The organism is Microbacterium sp. USHLN272, from assembly GCF_037149655.1.
In the GTDB taxonomy this organism is placed as follows: domain Bacteria; phylum Actinomycetota; class Actinomycetes; order Actinomycetales; family Microbacteriaceae; genus Microbacterium; species Microbacterium galbinum.
Genome location: NZ_JBBCRA010000004.1, coordinates 98804 through 116591 on the forward strand (window position 1 = coordinate 98804; position 17788 = coordinate 116591).

16 protein-coding genes are annotated in these 17788 nt (G+C 71.5%); 11 read left to right on the forward strand and 5 right to left on the reverse strand.

Translation table 11 applies throughout. The features are described from left to right. Positions 1–8: 8 nt before the first annotated feature. The 9 genes from WFJ97_RS16165 to WFJ97_RS16205 are packed head-to-tail and all read left to right on the forward strand — an operon-like array spanning position 9 to position 9447. Positions 9–1139, forward strand: coding sequence for a UDP-N-acetylmuramate dehydrogenase (locus WFJ97_RS16165; RefSeq protein ID WP_247625277.1), 1131 nt, complete (start codon positions 9–11; stop codon positions 1137–1139). 7 nt (positions 1140–1146) lie between these two features. Continuing rightward, positions 1147–1752 carry a nicotinamide riboside transporter PnuC gene (pnuC, locus tag WFJ97_RS16170; RefSeq protein ID WP_247956744.1) on the forward strand — a complete coding sequence of 202 codons (606 nt, stop codon included), beginning with the start codon at positions 1147–1149 and terminating at the stop codon, positions 1750–1752. Continuing rightward, positions 1749–2927 (forward strand): AAA family ATPase, encoded by a 1179-nt coding sequence (locus tag WFJ97_RS16175; protein ID WP_336642229.1) that lies wholly within the window; start codon positions 1749–1751, stop codon positions 2925–2927. The genes pnuC and WFJ97_RS16175 overlap by 4 nt, the downstream gene beginning before the upstream one ends. A 23-nt stretch (positions 2928–2950) precedes the next feature. Beyond that, positions 2951–4522 carry an AAA family ATPase gene (locus WFJ97_RS16180; protein WP_336642230.1) on the forward strand — a complete coding sequence of 524 codons (1572 nt, stop codon included), beginning with the start codon at positions 2951–2953 and terminating at the stop codon, positions 4520–4522. Further along, on the forward strand, positions 4519–5196 hold the full coding sequence (locus WFJ97_RS16185; protein ID WP_336642231.1) for a potassium transporter Kef: 678 nt from the start codon (positions 4519–4521) through the stop codon (positions 5194–5196). The genes WFJ97_RS16180 and WFJ97_RS16185 overlap by 4 nt, the downstream gene beginning before the upstream one ends. Beyond that, on the forward strand, positions 5193–7037 hold the full coding sequence (locus tag WFJ97_RS16190) for a VWA domain-containing protein (RefSeq protein ID WP_336642232.1): 1845 nt from the start codon (positions 5193–5195) through the stop codon (positions 7035–7037). Before WFJ97_RS16185 ends, WFJ97_RS16190 begins: the two co-directional genes overlap by 4 nt. Further along, positions 7030–7668: a phosphohydrolase gene (locus WFJ97_RS16195; RefSeq protein WP_336642233.1), complete on the forward strand. Its 639-nt coding sequence runs from the start codon at positions 7030–7032 to the stop codon at positions 7666–7668. Before WFJ97_RS16190 ends, WFJ97_RS16195 begins: the two co-directional genes overlap by 8 nt. Continuing rightward, positions 7661–9049: an AMP-binding protein gene (locus WFJ97_RS16200; protein ID WP_336642234.1), complete on the forward strand. Its 1389-nt coding sequence runs from the start codon at positions 7661–7663 to the stop codon at positions 9047–9049. Before WFJ97_RS16195 ends, WFJ97_RS16200 begins: the two co-directional genes overlap by 8 nt. Then, positions 9046–9447, forward strand: coding sequence for a VOC family protein (locus WFJ97_RS16205; protein WP_336642235.1), 402 nt, complete (start codon positions 9046–9048; stop codon positions 9445–9447). Before WFJ97_RS16200 ends, WFJ97_RS16205 begins: the two co-directional genes overlap by 4 nt. A gap of 27 nt (positions 9448–9474) precedes the next feature. Here the strand turns inward: WFJ97_RS16205 and WFJ97_RS16210 are convergent, their stop codons facing one another. Continuing rightward, entirely contained in the window at positions 9475–10677 is a 1203-nt protein-coding gene (locus WFJ97_RS16210; RefSeq protein ID WP_336642236.1) for a pyridoxal phosphate-dependent aminotransferase, read from the reverse strand. 158 nt (positions 10678–10835) lie between these two features. Continuing rightward, positions 10836–11921, reverse strand: coding sequence for an alanine dehydrogenase (gene ald, locus WFJ97_RS16215; protein ID WP_336642237.1), 1086 nt, complete (start codon positions 11919–11921; stop codon positions 10836–10838). A 107-nt stretch (positions 11922–12028) separates the two neighbouring features. Between ald and WFJ97_RS16220 the strand changes: the two genes are divergently transcribed. Next, positions 12029–12547, forward strand: coding sequence for an Lrp/AsnC family transcriptional regulator (locus WFJ97_RS16220; protein ID WP_247625146.1), 519 nt, complete (start codon positions 12029–12031; stop codon positions 12545–12547). A gap of 21 nt (positions 12548–12568) precedes the next feature. On the opposite strand, the gene WFJ97_RS16225 is transcribed toward WFJ97_RS16220, so the two are convergent. From WFJ97_RS16225 to aceA, 3 genes are all read right to left on the reverse strand, one after another. Beyond that, positions 12569–13000, reverse strand: coding sequence for a hypothetical protein (locus tag WFJ97_RS16225; protein ID WP_336642238.1), 432 nt, complete (start codon positions 12998–13000; stop codon positions 12569–12571). A 76-nt stretch (positions 13001–13076) separates the two neighbouring features. Next, positions 13077–14702, reverse strand: coding sequence for a malate synthase A (gene aceB, locus WFJ97_RS16230; RefSeq protein ID WP_336642239.1), 1626 nt, complete (start codon positions 14700–14702; stop codon positions 13077–13079). Between the two features lie 60 nt (positions 14703–14762). Further along, positions 14763–16091, reverse strand: coding sequence for an isocitrate lyase (gene aceA / locus WFJ97_RS16235; RefSeq protein ID WP_247625142.1), 1329 nt, complete (start codon positions 16089–16091; stop codon positions 14763–14765). A gap of 134 nt (positions 16092–16225) precedes the next feature. Between aceA and WFJ97_RS16240 the strand changes: the two genes are divergently transcribed. Beyond that, positions 16226–17698 carry an XRE family transcriptional regulator gene (locus WFJ97_RS16240; protein ID WP_247634116.1) on the forward strand — a complete coding sequence of 491 codons (1473 nt, stop codon included), beginning with the start codon at positions 16226–16228 and terminating at the stop codon, positions 17696–17698. Positions 17699–17788 lie beyond the last annotated feature (90 nt).

The following is a 17788-nucleotide window of genomic DNA, read 5'->3' on the forward strand; positions in this document are numbered from 1 at the left end:
ACCCCGAGGTGCACGAGATCACGCCGATCCCGCTTTCCGCGCTCACCACGATCGCCACGGGCGGTGCGCCCGAGCGGATGCTCGACGCCACGACCGCCGAGGGGCTCGTCAGCGCGCTCCGCGAGACATGGTCGCGCGGCGACGAGTGGTTCGTGCTCGGCGGAGGCTCGAACCTCTTCGTCGGCGACGAGCAGTTCGAGGGCACCGTCATCCGGGTGCTCACCCGCGGCATCGACGAGCTGCCCTCGCCGCACGAGGGCCGCATCCGGCTGCGCGCCCAGGCGGGCCACGGGTGGGACGAACTCGTCGCGTACGCGGTCGAACACGGCTACGCCGGGCTCGAGGCGATGAGCGGCATCCCCGGCACCGTCGGGGCCGCTCCCGTGCAGAACATCGGGGCGTACGGGCAGGAGATCCAGGAGACCCTGGTCGAGGTCGAGCTGATCGACGCGGCGACCGGTGAGATCTCGACGGTCCCCGCCTCCGAGCTGGGCCTCGGGTTCCGCACCTCGGTGCTCAAGCACCACTACGGCAGCGAGCCCGAGCGGCGGGCCGTGATCCTGTCGATCACGGTCGATCTGCTGGTCGCGCGGGAGCGCATCGTGCGCGGTGAGCAGCTGCGCCGGGCGCTGACCCTCGGCGACGACGCCCCCGTCCCGCTGTCGTGGGTGCGCGAGCGCATCCTCGCCACGCGCGCCTCGAAGGGGATGCTGTGGGACCGGGTCGATCCCGACACGCACGGCGTCGGATCGTTCTTCCAGAACGCGATCGTCACGGAGTCCGTCGCCCGCGCCCTCCCGCCGGAGTGTCCGCGCTGGCCGGTCTCACCGGATCTCGACACCGTCACCGTCATCCCGCTCGCGTCCTACGGAGGTCTGATCCCGGCACCGGCGCGCGAAGCGGCCGACGTCAAGGTCAGCGCCGCGTGGCTCATCGAGCAGGCCGGCATCCGCAAGGGATTCAAGCTGCCGCGTTCGCGCGCCTCGGTGTCGACCAAGCACGCGCTCGCCCTCACGAACCGGGGCGGCGCGACCGCCGCGGAGGTCGCCGAGCTCGCGCGCTTCATCCAGAGCCGGGTGCACAGCGAGTTCGGTCTCGTGCTGCAGCCCGAGCCGGTTCTCGTCGGCGTCGAGCTCTAGGCCCGTCGTGCTCGACTGGCTGATCGCCGAGTGGCAGCAGGTGCTCGGTTTCGTGACCGGCGCGGTCTGCGTGCTCCTGGCGGGGCTCCGCAACGTGTGGACGTATCCGATCGGCATCGCCAACAACGTCGTGCTCTTCGTCGTCTTCCTCGGCGCGGGTGTCTACGCCGCCGCCGGCCTGCAGGCGGTCTACCTCGTGATGGGCGTGCACGGCTGGTGGCGGTGGACGCGGGGTGAGGAACAGAGTCGCACCTACATCGCGAGCACTCCGCGCCGGGCGGTGCCGTGGCTGGTGCTCGCGGGGATCGCCGGTGCCGCTGTGCTGGTGTGGGTGCTCACGTCGTTCACCGACTCGGAGGTCGCGGTCGCGGATGCGCTCACCACCTCGGCGAGCCTCGTCGCGCAGTACATGCTCAACCGCAAGTGGATCCAGAACTGGTTCGTCTGGATCGGCGTCGACGTCGTGATCATCGGCATCTCGATCGTCACCGGGCTGTGGGTCATCGCCGCGCTGTACCTGCTCTTCATCGGCCTGTGCGTGTTCGGCTTCACCTCGTGGCGCCGAGTGGCGGCCGACGAGCGGGAGCGCGAACGCGTCGAGGCGCCCGCGTGACGGCCGCCGCACCGCGCCGTGAGGGCCACGGGCTCGTGATCGGCAAGTTCTATCCGTTCCACAGCGGGCATTCGCACCTCATCCGCGAGGCCGAACGGCGCAGCGAGCGCGTCACCGTGCAGGTGCTCGGAGCATCCGTCGAATCGATCCCGCTCGAGACGCGCGCCGACTGGATCCGTGAATCGCACCCCGGCGCGCGGGTCGTGGCGGCGATGGACGACGCCCCGGTGGACTTCGGATCGGATGCCGCGTGGCGCGAGCACCTCGCCGTGATCGAGTCGCTGCTCGACGGACCCGTCGACACCGTCTACTCGTGCGACGCGTACGGCGGAGAACTCGCGCAGCGCCTCGGGGCCCACTGGGTCCGCATCGACGAGGGTCGACGGATCAACCCGGTGTCGGGCACGGCGATCCGCGCCGACCCCGCGGCGCTCTGGCACGAGCTCGCGCCGGCCGTGCGGGCGTCGCTCACTCCCCGGGTCGTGGTGCTCGGCGCCGAGTCGACCGGGTCGACGACGCTCGCCGAGGCGCTGGCCGCGCACCTCGGCACGCTGTGGGTGCCCGAGTACGGGCGGGAGCACTCCGAGGTGCGCGAGGGCGGGCTCGAGGCCCCCTGGCGCAGCGACGAGTTCGACCTCATCGTCGACCGGCAGATCGCCATCGAGGAGCGGGCGCTGCGCCGTGTGCCGCGCCCGGTGCTGGTGTGCGACACCGATGTGCTCGCGACCGCGCTCTGGCACGAGCGCTACGTCGGCACGGTCGCCGAGCGCCTGCACCGCGCCGCCGACGGCCACCGCCCCCTCCTCTACGTGCTCACGGGCGACGAGATCCCGTTCGAACAGGACGGCATGCGCGACGGCGAGCACATCCGCCACGACATGCAGCAGCGCTTCCGCGATGTCCTCGCCGCGCAGCCGGTGCCCTGGCTCGAGGTGCGCGGCGACGTGCCGGCGCGCGTGCAGGCCGCGGCATCCGCTCTCGAACCGCTGCTGGCCGCGCACCTCAGCTTCGCGATCCCGCTCGAGGCGCGCCCGATGGACGAGCAGCGCGCCCTGCAGCGCGCGGCCGCGCACGGGTCGGCTGCGTACGGCGCGGCTGCGCACGAGTCGGCAACGAACCGCGCGGACGCGCACGGGGCGGGCGGTCGGACCGGAGAGGGCGACGGGAGACCCTGAGCCGCCGCCCGTAGGATGATCGCATGTCCGATCGCTGGAGCCGCGTGTCCGCATCGCCCACCAACCCGGGAGCCGATCACGGCGTCGGGCAGATGACCGCCGAGGAGCTCTTCCGCCCGGCAGCGGCGGCGACCGCGGTGCCCCTCGACGAGAAGCTGCGCCAGGCCTACTACTGGATGGTCAATCGGGCCGTCATCTCCCCGTACTACGACATCGAGTTCTCGCACGGCGACCCGCTCTCGATCGCGCTCGGCGACGCCGATGCCAAGGTCTCGTTGCCCACTCAGGCATCCTTCTCGTCGAACGTGCTGCTGCCACTGCTCACGTTCGCGGTCGGCGGCAAGTGCCTCCTGATCGGCGGGCCGGGGCGCGGCAAGACGACGGTCGCCGTGCTCATGGGCGTGCTCGCCGGCACCGGGGCCGACGACGTGCGCCGGGCCGTGCAGCAGGGGCAGCCGCAGCTCACGGTGAGCGACCTCGTGGGCATCCCGCTGCCGCGCGACCTCGTCGAGGCCGAGAAGCTCAGCGACATCCGCATCGCGTGGCGCGACTGGCTCGGCCTCCCGGTGAAGATCATCGACGAGTACAACCGCATACCCACCAAGACGCAGTCGGCGCTGCTGACGATGGTCGCCGAGGGGTACGTCGAGAGCCATGACCAGATGCGGCGCACCGCACCGAACGGTGGCGTCGAGAGCTGGTTCTTCACCGCGAACGACGACGCGGGTGGCGGAACGTTCCCGGTGATCCAGGCGCTTCGAGACCGCATGGACGTCACGGTGCAGGCCGCCGGCTTCAACAGCCGCTTCCTCGACGAGCTCATCACGCGGGTCGAGGCGGGGGAGAAGCCCGAGGAGCACGTGCCGACGGAACTGCGCTTCGATGCGGCCGAACAGGAGCGGATGCGCGCCCTGATCCGCGCCGTGCCGATCCCCGACGGCGTGCGCCACCGCCTGCGGTTCTTCCTCAGCCACTTCGAGTTCGTGCAGCACGGCGGACGCCGTTTCGAGTACCGCACGAAAGACGTCGTGACGACCGCGGGCGGCAGCGTCGGCGAGGTCATCGAGGCGAACAGCGGCGCCGACCTCGAGGTCGACCTCGGCGCCCAGACGCGCAACGGCCTCTCGGTGCGCGCGCTGCAGACCCTCATCCTGTACGCGAAGGCGATGGCCTGGTTCCGGGGAGCGGATGCCGTCGAGCTCGCCGACATCGCCGCGATCCTGCCCTTCGTGCTGCGGGGAAAACTGCTGCCCAACGACACCCACCCGCGCTTCGACGTGGGTGCCGAGCGCGAACTCGCCACCGACACCGTGAGCTGGCTGAACGACCTGTTCGTGCAGTCGTGCCGCCAGTACGACATGCTCGGCCGCGATGCCGACGACCCGGTGGCCGCCCTCCTCGGCGAACTCGACCGAGGACTCGACGGTGTGTCGGCCCTCGACGTCTCGCGCCGGATCACCGCGATCGAAGCGCAGCTTCGCCGCATCGCCGGCGTCGGCAAGCTCTACGGCCGCGACTTCGACGACGTGATCGCGCTCAAGTACCTGCACCAGCGCTACACCGCGTTCGCCCGCTGGCAGGAGACCCGCGGGTGATCCGCCGCCCGCTGCAGCTCGCGAATGCGCGGGACTCCTTCCCGCCCGCCTCGCCGCCCGACCTGACGGCCGGGGGACTCGACATCGCCGCTGCGATCGAGGGAGTGCGCCGTGCGCACGGCGAGGTGGGGCTGTTCGTCCGAGCGCTCGCGGCGGGACTCGCGGAGGATGCGGATGCGGCGGCCGGTCGCGAGCGCGCCCTCGACCTCGTCGCGATCGCGGCGTGGCGGTCCGGCGCCCTGGCTCTGCGCGACGACGCCCTGACCCGGCTCGAACGCATCGAGCCGGCGGACGAGCGGCGCGCGGCCGCCGCGACCCTCGGGATCGGCATCGACCTGCTCGAAGCATTCCTGCGCCGGCAGCGCACCGACCGGTTCTGGTGGCCCGGGCGTGCGGACGAGCGCGGTTACGTGCTCGCGACCGGAGGGTTCCGCGGCGTCGGCGGCGCGTGGATCCGTCCGCCGGACCGGGTCGTGCGCCTCGCGGATGCCGGAGCGTTCGCGATCCTCGTCGCGGGGGAGTGGTGGCGTCTCGACGCCGACGTATGGGGCGCCCGGCTCACGGCATCCGTCGAGCCCGAAGCTGCGGCCTCCGCACCCGCAACCGACGGCGTGAGCGTCGTCATCGGGCCCGACACCCACCTCGCCTGGGTGCACGTGCGAGACGCCGCGTGAGGACGGGAAAGGTTCCCCGCGCAGCGGTCGACGAGACCGTGCGCGCGGCCTGGGAGCGCGCGCTCTCGCTGTGGGGTGTACGACTGAACGACCCGATCGTGCTGCCCGGTGCGCACGCGAAAGCCGGGGCGCCCGCCTGGTTCACCTTCCCACCGTCCGTCTCGATCGACCCCGACTACCTCGCGGGCCGCGGCCTCGCCGACGAGCTCTGGAGCATGCTGGCGCATGAGGTCGGACACCACGTGCTCGCCCCGAGCACCCGGATCGACGGGCTGAAGGTGCGGCATCAGATGGCACGCGCGCTCGCCGCGGTCTCGTCGCGCGCACCCGCGGCATCCGATATCGGCCTGCTCGCCAACCTCTGGAACGATCTGCTCGTCAACACCCGGCTCGCGCAGTTGCAGCGGGCCGAGGCGGATGCCGCGGGCGAGCCGGGGATCATCCGTCTCGGTCGTGTGCTGTACCCCGCCCCCGCGGGCAGCGCCGATCGGCTGTGGTGGGTGTACTGCCGCGCCTACGAGATCCTGTGGCGGCTGCCGGCCGGCACGCTCTGCGCGATCGACGCCCCGCCCGCCCCGCCGCCCGCCGTCGCGCACGAACAGCTGCCGCCGCTCGACACGATCGCCGAGAGGCATCGCGAGAAGGAGCGCATCCTGCGCGAGCGCAAGGCCGAGAGCGCGCGCATCGCCGCCGAGCTCGCCGGCGCGCGCACGACGAATCCCGTCGTCGATGCCGCGCTGGTCGCCGATGCGGTGCGCACGTTCGGCGCCGACCCGGTGTCGGGTGCGGTGCGGTTCGGGGTGATCGCGGCGCCCTACATCGCCGAACGGCAGGATGCCGCGCGCGAGGTGCCCACCGTCGGCGGGGTCGGCTGCGCGGCGGACGAGAAGGGGCCGAGCGCCGAGGAACTCGGCCGCATCCTCGCGGATCAGCGTCTGCGCGGCGACCTCCCGGCGCATCCGGGGGCGGCGGAGGCGGTGGAGCCTGACGACGACGCGTCGTCGCAGCCCGGACAGCGCCTCGACGTCGCCCGCACGCTGGGGCTCTACTCCGACCTCGATCAGGCCGAGGTGCTCGCGGCCTGGTACCGCACCGAGGCCGCGAGTCGGGTGCGCCCCTACACGCGGCGCGCGCCGGCGCAGCCCGCGGGAGGGCTCCCCGGGCCGCTCGAACTGTGGGAGACCGGAGACGCGATCGGCGACATCGACTGGGCCGCCACCCTGCGCGGCGGTCGGGTCATCCCCGGGGTGACCACGCGGCGCCGCTCGGAACTGGACGACGACCCGGTCGTGCGCGAGACGAGCATCGAGATCGACCTCTACATCGACTCGTCCGGGTCGATGCGCAACCCCCGCGCCGGGTCTCCGGCCGTGCTGGCCGGCACGATCCTCGCGCTGTCGGTGCTCCGCGGCGGCGGGCGCGTGCGCGTGACCAGTTTCTCCGCCGCCGGGCAAGTCGCGGGCATGGAGCGCGCCAGCCGCGACCCCGCCGAGATCGTCGGCGCCCTCTGCGTGTTCTTCGGCGGCGGCACTTCGTTCCCGCTCGATCTGTACGGCTCCCGCTACGCGGCTCTCCCGCGCGTGACCGAGGAGGTGCAGCGCCATGTCGTGGTGCTCTCCGACGACGGGCTCGTGTCGATGTTCGGCGTCGGGAACGAGCCCTTCGCGGGCGTCGCCCGGGCGGTGAGGGAGAAGCTCACCACGGGTACGCTCGTGCTCATGGACCGACTCCACCGCGTCTCCGACCTCGCCCGGCGCGACGGGTACGACGTGGTGTACCTGTCGAGCATGGACGATGCCCCCGCGGCCTGCGCCGCCCTCGCGGAGCGACTGCATGGCTGAGGCTGAGCGGGCGGAGAACGAGCAGGCGTCGACGGAAGAGCTGCTCGCGGCCTGGAGCGAGCGGTCCGGCGGGGAGCAGGAGGCGTGGACGCGCGCCCGCCCGGGCCCCGCACTCGACGCGATCGCCGCCCGGCTCTCGGCGGTGCCGCAGATGTTCCTCGACGACCGCGTCTCCGTGCGCGCGCTCGCGGGTGACGTGCTCGGGATGGCGCCGGCCTGCGTGCGCTTCGCCGGCGATGAGCGCGTGCGCCGGGGAGCGGCGATCGCGCTCTGGATCGTCGCGAGTGAAGAACTCGTCGCCCCGTTCTCCTCCCCGGTGGGAGGGGGCGGCGCTGCCCTCGCGGTCGATGCGCTCGCACTGCGGCTCGCCCCCGTGTCCGACCCGCTGAGCTGGATCTCCGACGACGAGCGGCGCATCGAGGCGGCGCGCACGTTCCTGCTCTGGCGCGGATACCTGCCGGACGGGGAAGACGCGCAGACCGCCTCGTCGCTGCTCGCCGCGGTCGATTCCCTCGCCCGCGACAAGGCGCTTGCGGACGCCTACGAGGGGCACCGGCATCGCGCCGAGATCGCCCGCAAGCTGCAGGAGGCGCGTCGCAAGGAGGCGGCGGCCCGGTACTCCAGTGAGTGACGCCGAGGGGGTCGGCGTTCCCGACGACCCCGACGCCATCGATCCGCTCGCACTCGCCGAGTACGCACCCGGGGCGGCAGCGGTGCTCACGGATGCCGAGCGCTGGCCGACCCTCGACGATGCGGGGGCCGCCCGCCTCACCCGGTGGCGACGGCATCCCGACGCCCCGCAGTGGACGCACGCGACCGGTGACCGGCTGAGCGCCGCGCAGGTCGAGCGGGTACGGCATCCGCTCCCGACGGATGGATGGCTCGCCGATCACCTGGCCGCGGTTCGCCGCACGCTGAGGCATCGCGCGATGCCTGCGGATGCCGCGCTCGCCGACTACCCGACCACCCGCCGCAGCGACCTCGTCGCCGACCTCGGTGCGCACGTGCCGCTCGACGCCGACCTCGGACGGATGCTGCACGGTACGAGCTCGGGGTCGACCGGTGCCGCCCTGCTGATCCCCGACGACGTCGAGGAGGTCGCACGCGGGTTCCACCTGCTGCGCGCGCTCGCCGCACAGCAGGGCGCGACCGTCAGCGACGACGGTGAGCGGATGGCGGTCGCGAACCTCGTCTTCCAACGCCAGGCGTTCACCTACGTCTCGGTGATCAGCAGCTTCGCCCACCGCGCGATGGCCCGGCTCAACCTGCACGTGTCGGCGTGGCCGGATGCCGACGCCCGACGACGGTTCCTCGCCGACGCCGACCCGCAGATCCTGAGCGGGCACCCGACCAGCCTCGCCGAGCTCGTCGATGCGGGGCTCGACGGGGTGCTGCATCCCTCGGTGATCTTCTCGGGGGCGATGGCGTTGTCGGCCCCGCTGCGCGCGCGGTTGGAGCATGCGTTCGGGTGCCCCGTGATCGACGTCTACGGGCTGCACGAGACCCGGCCGATCGCCGCGCGCGCCGACGACGGCGCGTTCCGGGTGCTCGATCGTCGGGTCCTCGTCGAGGTGCTCGATCCGCGGCGCGACGTCGCGGTGCCCGACGGAGAGGTCGGCGAGATCACGGTGACCGCGGGGGAGAACCCGTTGCTGCCCCTGGTGCGCTACCGCACCGGCGACTACGGGCGGCTCGTGCGGCTGCCCGACGGCGCGGTGGGGATCGCCGACCTCGAGGGGCGGGAGAACACCCGTTTCCGCGCGGGCGACGGGGCGCTCGTCGCCAGCGTCGACCTCACCCAGCACCTGCAGGCGCACGGCGCCGAGGGGTGGTCGGTCGTGCAGGGTGACGACGGGGTCGTGCACGCGACGATCGCCGGGGGAGACGCCGCGGCGATCGAGGCGGCGCTCGCCGCGCTGCTGGCGGTGCCGGTCGAGGTCACCGCCGTGGCGCGGGTGATCGACCTCGGCGAGGGCAAGCCGCGACGCTACCGCAGTACACTCGCGGGATGAGCGGACTCATCCCCTACCTCCTCTTCCCCGGCAACGCCGCGGAGGCCTTCGCTCACTACCAGGGCATCTTCGGTGGCGAACTCCAGCTCTTCGACTACGCCGAGCTCGGTCGCCACGACGGCCCGGCCGACGCGATCGGGCACGGCATGCTGCGCGGGGTCGTCGAGCTCGCCGGGGCGGATGCCGGGGCCGACGACGACGCGGTGCAGATGGGCGGGATGTTCTTCTCGCTGCTGGGAACGGCGGATGCCGGCACCCTCACGCGCTGGTTCGACGCGCTCGCCGCAGAGGGTCGGGTCATCTCGCCCTTGACCACCCGCCCGTGGGGTGACGTCGACGGGTCGCTCGTGGATCGCTACGGCATCCGCTGGTTGATCGGGTACCACCCGGAGGAGTGAGGCTCCTCCGGGTGACACCCGGATGCCTCAGGAGGCGAACAGGCGCTGCAGGCGCTGGATGCCTTCGAGCAGCGCGTCGTCGCCGAGCGCGTACGACAGGCGCAGGTAGCCGCTCGGGCCGAAGGCCTCGCCCGGGACGACCGCGACCTCGGCCTGCTCGAGGATGAGGTCGGCGAGCTCGAGCGACGTGGTCGGCGTGACGCCGCCCCAGGTGCGGCCGAGGAGCCCCTGCACATCGGGGTACACGTAGAAGGCGCCGAGGGGGTTCGGCACGACGACGCCCTCGATCTTCGAGAGCTCCGAGACGATGAGCCGGCGACGGCGGTCGAAGGCTTCGCGCATCTGCCCGGCCTCGGTCTGCGGTCCGTTGAGTGCGGCGATCGCGGCCTTCTGTGCGACGTTGTTGACGTTGCTCGTCAGGTGCGACTGCAGGTTGCCGGCGATCTTGATCGCGTCGGCCGGGCCGACCATCCAGCCCACGCGCCAGCCCGTCATGGCGTAGGTCTTCGCGACGCCGTTGACGAGGATCGTCTGGCCGGCGACCTCGGGGACCGCCTCGACGATCGAGACCGCCGCGGTTCCCTCGTACGTGAGGTTCTGGTAGATCTCGTCGCTGATCACCCAGATGCCGTGCTCGAGGGCCCACTCGCCGATCGCCTTCGTCTCCTCGGCGGTGTACACCGACCCGGTGGGGTTCGACGGCGACACGAAGACGAGCGCGGTCGTGCGCGGGGTGCGGGCGGCCTCGAGCTGCGCGACCGTGATTTTGTAGTCCTGGTCGGCACCCGCGAACACCTCGACGGGCGTGCCGTCGGCGAGACGGATCGCCTCGGGGTACGTGGTCCAGTACGGCGCCGGCAGCAGCACCTCGTCGCCGGGGTTCACCACGGTCTGGAACGCCTGGTAGACCGACTGCTTGCCGCCGTTGGTCACGAGCACCTGGCTCGGCGAGACCTCGAGACCCGAGTCGCGCAGCGTCTTCGCTGCGATCGCCTCGCGCAGCGCCGGGAGGCCGGCGGCGGGCGTGTAGCGGTAGCTCGCGGGGTCGGCCAGGGCCTCGGCCGCGGCATCCACGATGAACTGCGGCGTCGCGAAGTCGGGCTCGCCAGCGGCATACGAGATGACGGGCTTGCCCTCCGCCTTCAGCGCCTTGGCCTTCGCGTCGACCTTGAGGGTCGCGGACTCGGCGATCGCGGACAGTTTGCGGGAGAGAGGAGCGCGTTCGGTCACGATTACGAGCGTACTCGGGGGCGCGGGCGTTGTGCGGGCCGCGACGCGAGCAAGATCGTGCGTTCTTGCCACGGGGGAACCCGGTGAGAGGTCGCAACACGCCCCGTCGAGGCGTGCGCGGAGGGCGTGTCGTGACCCCTCACGAGAGTGGAGGAGGCTCAGAGGCCGTGCGCGCGGGCGACCGCGTCGAGGGTGATGCGCCCGCCCTGCACGTTCAGGCCCTTCGCGAGCGATGCGTCGTCGGCGGATGCCTGCGCCCAGCCCTTCCCGGCGATCGCCGAGACGTAGGGGAGGGTCGCGTTCGTGAGCGCGCGGGTCGCGGTCTCGGGAACGGCCCCGGGCATGTTGGCGACGCAGTAGTAGATCGAGTCGTGCACCGCGAAGGTGGGGTCGTCGTGGGTCGTGGGGCGCGAACCCTCGAAGCATCCGCCCTGGTCGATCGCGATGTCGACGAGCACCGAGCCGGCTTTCATGCCGGCCACCATGTCGTCGGTCACGAGCTTGGGAGCGGCCGCGCCCGGGATGAGCACCGAACCGATCACGAGGTCGGCGGTCGCGAGCTCCTCGGCGATGTCGTAGCGGCTCGACGCGCGGGTCTGGAGCGCGCCGCCGTAGCGGTGCTCGAGGTCGCGCAGGCGCGGCAGCGAGATGTCGAAGACCGTGACCTGCGAGCCCAGGCCCAGGGCGTTCGCTGCGGCGTGCTCGCCCGCGACGCCGCCGCCGATCACGACCGTCTTGGCGCGCGGGGTGCCCGCGATGCCGCCGAGCAGAAGTCCGCGGCCACCGTTCGAGCGCAGCAGGGAGTACGAGCCCATCGTCACCGACAGGCGGCCGGCGATCTCACTCATGGGCACCAGCAGCGGCAGGCTGCGGTCGGGCAGCTGCACGGTCTCGTAGGCGACGGCGGTGGTGCCGGCGGCGACGAGCGCCTCGGTCAGCGGGCGGTCGGCCGCGAGGTGCAGGTACGTGAAGAGGGTGAGGTCGGGGCGCAGGAAACCGTACTCCTGCGCGATCGGCTCCTTGACCTTGAGGAGGAGGTCGGCCCCGCCCCAGGCCTCGGCGGCGGTGTCGACGATCTCGGCGCCGACGGCGCGGTAGGCGTCGTCATCGATGCGCGACCCGAGTCCGGCGCCGGACTGCACGAGCACGCGGTGTCCCTCGTGGACGAGACGGTCCGCGCCCGCGGGGGTGAGCGCGACGCGGTTCTCGTTGTTCTTGACCTCGGTCGGCACGCCGATCTTCATCGATACTCCACTGCTCAGGGGCGGTTATTGCAGAACAGGATCGCAGAAACATCGGCAGGACAACAGATTCCACGAAGATCATTCGCGAATCGTCCGAATCCTGAATAATGATTCGCATGGAGACCTCTACGACCCCGGATCGACCGAACACTCTTCGGGCTCCCGCGCTCGACCCGGTCGACCAGCGCATCGTCGCGCTGCTCGCGGAGGACGGCCGCATGACCAACGCCGAGCTCGCCGGCACGCTCGGCGTCGCCCCGTCGACGGCGCACGCGCGGTTGCGCTCGCTGATCGAGCGCGGCGTGATCACGGGGTTCCACGCGAGCGTGGACGAGCGGATGCTGGGCGCCGGCCTCCAGGCCATCATCGGTGTGAGCCTGCGCCCGAGCGCCCGCCGCGAGAGCATCGTCGAGTTCGCCGACCGGGTGCGCGCGCTGCCGCAGGTGATCCAGGTGTTCTTCCTGGGCGGTGACGACGACTTCCTGCTGCACATCGCGGTGGCGGACTCCTCGGAGATGCGCGAGTTCGTGCTGGAGCACCTCTCGGCCCAGAGCAGCGTCGCCTCCACGCGCACCAGCATCGTGTTCGACTACCACCGCAACTCGGTCGCCGCGTCGTTCACCTGATCCGCTGCGCGAGCTTTCACGTCAGGCGCCGAAGGCGCTGGGCAGGGCGCAGTAGTCCGCGAAGCGGCGGGTCGGGGCATCCGGGTCGGTGACGTCGACGATGACGGATGCCGCGGTGTGCGGCTGTTCGTCGCCCGCGAGCTGCCAGATCGCGAAGTTCCAGAGGCCGCGGGCGCTCGCGCTCACGAGCGAGGCCGGTCCCGAGACGACGAGCACGCGGTCGCTGCGGTCGGTGCGGAACGGCGCGATCACATCGGTGCGCAGCGCGTCCTCGTCACCGGCAGGGGAGTGCGCCCGCTCGACGCGCTGTCCCGCCGCGGTCAGCGCCGCGGCGAGATCGTCGGCCGCGCGGCGCGAGCGCTCGGCATCCGCCCCCGCCACCGCGAGCAGGCGCCCGCCGTTCGGGTACAGGTGCAGGAACTCGCTCGCGATGTCGCCCCAGAACTCGGTCATGTCTTCAGGCTACGCCCGAGAGCGGATGCCGCGGCCGGTTCAGCCGCGGCATCCGCTCTTCCTCACGGTCAGGACGTCAGTCGAGGTACCGGGCGTAGGCGCCCAGCGTCAGGAAGGTGGGGAACTCCTCGCGCAGCGCGACCTCGCGGAAGATCTCCGCGGCGTCGTCGAACCGGTCGTCGGCACTGCGGGTCGCCTCGCGCAGCACGGCGGAGATGAGCTCCTCGACGTACTCGGCGGTGATCGCCGTGCCGTCCTCGGTGGTGCGGTCCTGGTGGATCCACTGCCACACCTGCGAGCGGCTGATCTCGGCGGTCGCGGCATCCTCCATGAGATTGTCGATCGCCACCGCGCCCAGTCCCCGCAGCCAGGCCTCGAGGTAGCGGATCGCGACCGACACGTTGTCGCGCACGCCCTTCGCCGTGATCGGTCGGCCGATGTGCAGGTCGATCAGATCGGATGCCTGCACATGCACGTCGTCGCGCTGCCGCTCGACCTGGTTGGGCCGGTCGCCGAGCACCGCGTCGAACTCGGCCTGCGCGGTCGGGATGAGATCCGGGTGCGCCACCCAGGTGCCGTCGAAGCCGTCGCCGGCCTCGCGCTTCTTGTCGGCCGCGACCTTCTCGATCGCGCGCGCCGTGGCCTCGGGGTCGCGGCGGTTGGGGATCGAGGCGCTCATGCCGCCGATCGCGAATGCTCCGCGCTTGTGGCACGTCTGCACGAGCAGCTCGGTGTACGCCCGCATGAACGGCACCGTCATCGTGACCTCGCTGCGGTCGGGCAGCACGAAGCGGGCGCCGCGACCCCGGTAGTTCTTGATGATCGAGAAGATGTAGTCCCAGCGTCCGGCGTTGAGGCCCGCGCAGTGGTCGCGCAGCTCGTAGAGGATCTCGTCCATCTCGAACGCCGCCGGCAGGGTCTCGATCAGCACCGTGGCGCGGATCGTGCCGTGGGGGAGACCGATGTACTCCTCGCTGAACGAGAACACGTCGTCCCACAGCTTCGCCTCGTCGCTCGACTCGAGCTTCGCGATGTAGAAGTACGGGCCGCGTCCCGCCTCGATCAGCGCCTGCGCGTTGTGCAGGAAGTAGAGGCCGAAGTCGACCAGCGATCCGGATGCCGCGGTGCGGCGCCCCGCGCGGTCGATGAAGGCGATGTGCTTCTCGGGCAGGTGCCAGCCGCGCGGACGCATCACGATGGTCGGCGTGCGCTCGGCGGTGACGCTGTACTCCTTGCCCTCGGGGGACGTGAACGACAGCTCGCCGCGGATCGCATCGCGCAGCGACAGCTGGCCCTCGACGACGTTCCTCCAGGTGGGGCTCGTGGCATCCTCCTGGTCGGCGAGCCAGACCCGCGCGCCCGAGTTGAGGGCGTTGATCGTCATCTTCGGATCGGTCGGTCCGGTGATCTCGACGCGACGGTCCTCGAGGCCGGGTCCGGCACCGGCGACGCGCCACGAGGCGTCGTCGCGGATGTGCGCCGTGTCGGCCCGGAAGTGCGGGTCGTGCCCGTTGCCGATCTCGAAGCGGCGGCGCATGCGGTCGGCCAGCCGGTCGTGGCGGCGCGACGCGAACCGGTGGTGCAGTTCGGTGAGGAAAGCGATCGCCGCGGGCGTGAGGATCTCGTCGTAGCGGTCGTGCAGCGTACCGGTGATCTCGATCGCCGGACCCTGCAGGGTCGGGGTGGGGGGTGTGATGGTCATGATGGGTCCTTGTCTCGTGGGGTGCTTCGACAGGCTCAGCAACCCGGTGAAGAGGGAGGGTCAGTGGAACTGCGCGGTCTCGGTGGAGCCGGCGAGGGCGAGAGTGGCGCTGTCGGGGTTGAGCGCCGTGGAGATCACGTCGAAGTAGCCGGTGCCCGCCTCGCGCTGGTGCTTGGTGGCGGTGTAGCCGTCGGCCTCGGCGGCGAACTCGGCCTCCTGCAGCTCGACGTACGCGCTCATGGCGCGATCGGCGTAGCCGCGGGCGAGGTCGAACATGGAGTAGTTCAGGGCGTGGAAGCCGGCCAGCGTGATGAATTGGAACTTGTAGCCGAGGTCGGCCAGCTCCTGCTGGAACGTCGCGATCTCGGCATCCGACAGGTGGCGCTTCCAGTTGAAGCTGGGTGAGCAGTTGTAGGCGAGCAGCTTGCCCGGGAACTCGGCGTGGACCGCCGCGGCGAAGGCGCGCGCCAGCTCGATGTCGGGCTCGCCCGTCTCGACCCAGAGCAGGTCGGCGTAGGGGGCGAAGGCCAGGCCGCGGCTGATGACCGCGTCGATGCCCGGCGTCACGCGGTAGAAGCCCTCGGGCGTGCGCTCGCCGGTGGTGAACGCCTGGTCGCGCTCGTCGACGTCGCTGGTGAGCAGGTCGGCGGCGAGGGCATCCGTTCGGGCGATGATGACGGTCGGGACGCCCGCGACGTCGGCCGCGAGCCGCGCCGCGTTCAGCGTGCGGATGTGCTGCTGGGTGGGCACGAGCACCTTGCCGCCGAGGTGGCCGCACTTCTTCTCGCTCGCGAGTTGGTCCTCCCAGTGGATCGCGGCGGCGCCGGCCTGGATCAGCGACTGAGCGAGTTCGTAGGCGTTGAGCGGTCCGCCGAATCCGGCCTCGGCGTCGGCGACGATCGGGGCGAGCCAGTCCTGCGTGATCTCTCCTTCGCCCGCCGCGGCCTCGGCGTGCTCGAGCTGGTCCTGACGCAGCAGCGCGTTGTTGATGCGGCGCACGACGGCCGGCACCGAGTTCGCCGGGTACAGCGACTGGTCGGGGTAGGTCTGGCCCGCGAGGTTGCCGTCGGCGGCGACCTGCCAGCCCGAGAGGTAGATCGCCTTGAGCCCGGCGCGCACCTGCTGCACGGCCTGGCCGCCGGTGTAGGCCCCGAGTGCGCGGATGTAGTCCTCGGTGTGGAGCAGGTTCCAGAGGTTCTCGGCGCCGCGGTGGGCGAGCGTCGACTCCTCGCGGATGGACCCTCGGATGCGGATGACGTCGGCGGCGGTGTAGGTGCGCTCGACGCCGTCCCAGCGGGGATCGGTGTCCCAGATCTCCTGGAGCTCGGCGGCGGTCTGGACCTGGTCGCCGGCTCGCAGACCTGCGGGGCGGGGTGCGTGCGTCGTCATGGTGTCTCCTTCGGTCGATCCGGCGGCGGTGCCGGGTGGCGTGTGATCAACTGTGGGTGAAGAACGGATGCTTCGATGACGGGGTTCCCTGTGAAGATCGGTCGAAATTCTGTTTCTGTGACAGAATCGCCGTCATGGACCCTTCGACCGGCTCAGGGACCCCGGCGGGAACCGCAGAAGAGACCGACGCCCTCACGATCGGGCGGCGTATCCGCCGTCTGCGCACCGCGCGGGGGATGACCCTCGACGACCTCGCCTCCGCGGTCGATCGTGCGCCGAGTCAGCTGTCGATGATCGAGACGGGCAAGCGCGAGGCGAAGCTGTCGCAGCTCCAGGCGATCGCGCGCGCCCTCGGGGTGACGCTCGACGCTCTGCTCGAGGGCGAGCCGCTCGACGAGCGCAGTGCGATCGAGATCGCGCTCGAACGCGCGATGAAGGGGCAGACGTTCCAGGCGCTCGGCATCGAGCCCTTCCGTATCGCGAAGTCGATGCCGACCGAGGCGCTCACCGCCCTGCTCGCGCTGCACGGCGAGATCGACCGACTCCGTGACGAGCGGGCAGCGACGCCGGAGGAGGCCCGGCGGGCGAACGTCGAACTGCGTCACCTCATGCGCCGGCAGGACAACCACTTCGCCGACCTCGAGCAGAAGGCCGCCGAGATCCTCGACGCGGTCGGCCACCCGGGCGGCCCTCTCACTCAGCGCACGGCATCCGAGATCGCCGCCTATCTCGGCTTCACCCTGCACTACGCGCCTGATCTGCCGCAGACCACCCGCAGCGTCGCCGATCTCGCGCACGGGCGCCTGTACCTGTCGAGCAGCGTGCCGGCCAAGGGCGACGCCCGCACCGCGGTGCTGCAGGCGCTGTCGAGCCGCATCCTCGGGCACTCCGAGCCGCGCAGCTACGCCGAGTTCCTGCGCCAGCGGGTCGAGACCAACTACCTCACCGGTGCGCTGCTGATCCCCGAGGCGCACGTCGTCCCGGCGCTCCGCGACGCGAAGGCGCGACGGGCGATCTCGATCGAAGATCTGCGCGACACCTACTCCGTCTCGTACGAGACGGCCGCGCACCGCTTCACGAACCTCGCGACGCGGCACCTCGGCATCCCCGTGCACTTCCTCAAGGTGCACGAGTCGGGCACGATCACGAAGGCGTACGAGAACGACGACGTGAACTTCCCCGCCGACCGCCTCGGGGCGATCGAAGGGCAGATGTGCTGCCGCAGGTGGACCAGCCGGGTGGTGTTCGACGAGGACGACCGCTTCAATCCCTACTACCAGTACACCGACACCGGCAACGGCACCTACTGGTGCACGGCCAGGGTCGAGGCCTCGAGCGAGGGGCTGCACTCGGTGAGCGTGGGCGTGCGCTTCGACGACACCAAGTGGTTCGTCGGACGCGACACTCCCCACCGCGGAGTCTCGAAGCATTCGGTCGAGGTGTGCTGCCGTCGAGCCCCGGCCGAGCTCGAGGAGCGCTGGCGCGACAACTCCTGGCCGAACGTGAAGACCCCGCGCACGCTGCTCGCGACGCTTCCGACCGGATCGTTCCCGGGCGTCGACACGACCGATGTGTACGAATTCCTCGAGGCGCACGCGCCGGAGTGAGGGTGCTCGTTAGGCTCATCGGACTCGGCGCGATGACGACGCCGGGGAACGATCCGGTCGGAAGCGTCGCGAGCAGCGTGCGCGGGGTCT

What these genes read in the sequence shown, in the direction of transcription:
- WFJ97_RS16195 (WP_336642233.1), top strand. Translation starts at nt 7,030, where the DNA reads ATGGCTGAGGCTGAGCGGGCGGAGAACGAGCAGGCGTCGACGGAAGAG.
- WFJ97_RS16180 (WP_336642230.1), top strand. Translation starts at nt 2,951, where the DNA reads ATGTCCGATCGCTGGAGCCGCGTGTCCGCATCGCCCACCAACCCGGGA.
- aceB (WP_336642239.1), bottom strand. Translation starts at nt 14,702, where the DNA reads ATGACCATCACACCCCCCACCCCGACCCTGCAGGGTCCGGCGATCGAG.
- ald (WP_336642237.1), bottom strand. Translation starts at nt 11,921, where the DNA reads ATGAAGATCGGCGTGCCGACCGAGGTCAAGAACAACGAGAACCGCGTC.
- WFJ97_RS16225 (WP_336642238.1), bottom strand. Translation starts at nt 13,000, where the DNA reads ATGACCGAGTTCTGGGGCGACATCGCGAGCGAGTTCCTGCACCTGTAC.
- WFJ97_RS16205 (WP_336642235.1), top strand. Translation starts at nt 9,046, where the DNA reads ATGAGCGGACTCATCCCCTACCTCCTCTTCCCCGGCAACGCCGCGGAG.
- aceA (WP_247625142.1), bottom strand. Translation starts at nt 16,091, where the DNA reads ATGACGACGCACGCACCCCGCCCCGCAGGTCTGCGAGCCGGCGACCAG.
- WFJ97_RS16220 (WP_247625146.1), top strand. Translation starts at nt 12,029, where the DNA reads ATGATTCGCATGGAGACCTCTACGACCCCGGATCGACCGAACACTCTT.
- WFJ97_RS16240 (WP_247634116.1), top strand. Translation starts at nt 16,226, where the DNA reads ATGGACCCTTCGACCGGCTCAGGGACCCCGGCGGGAACCGCAGAAGAG.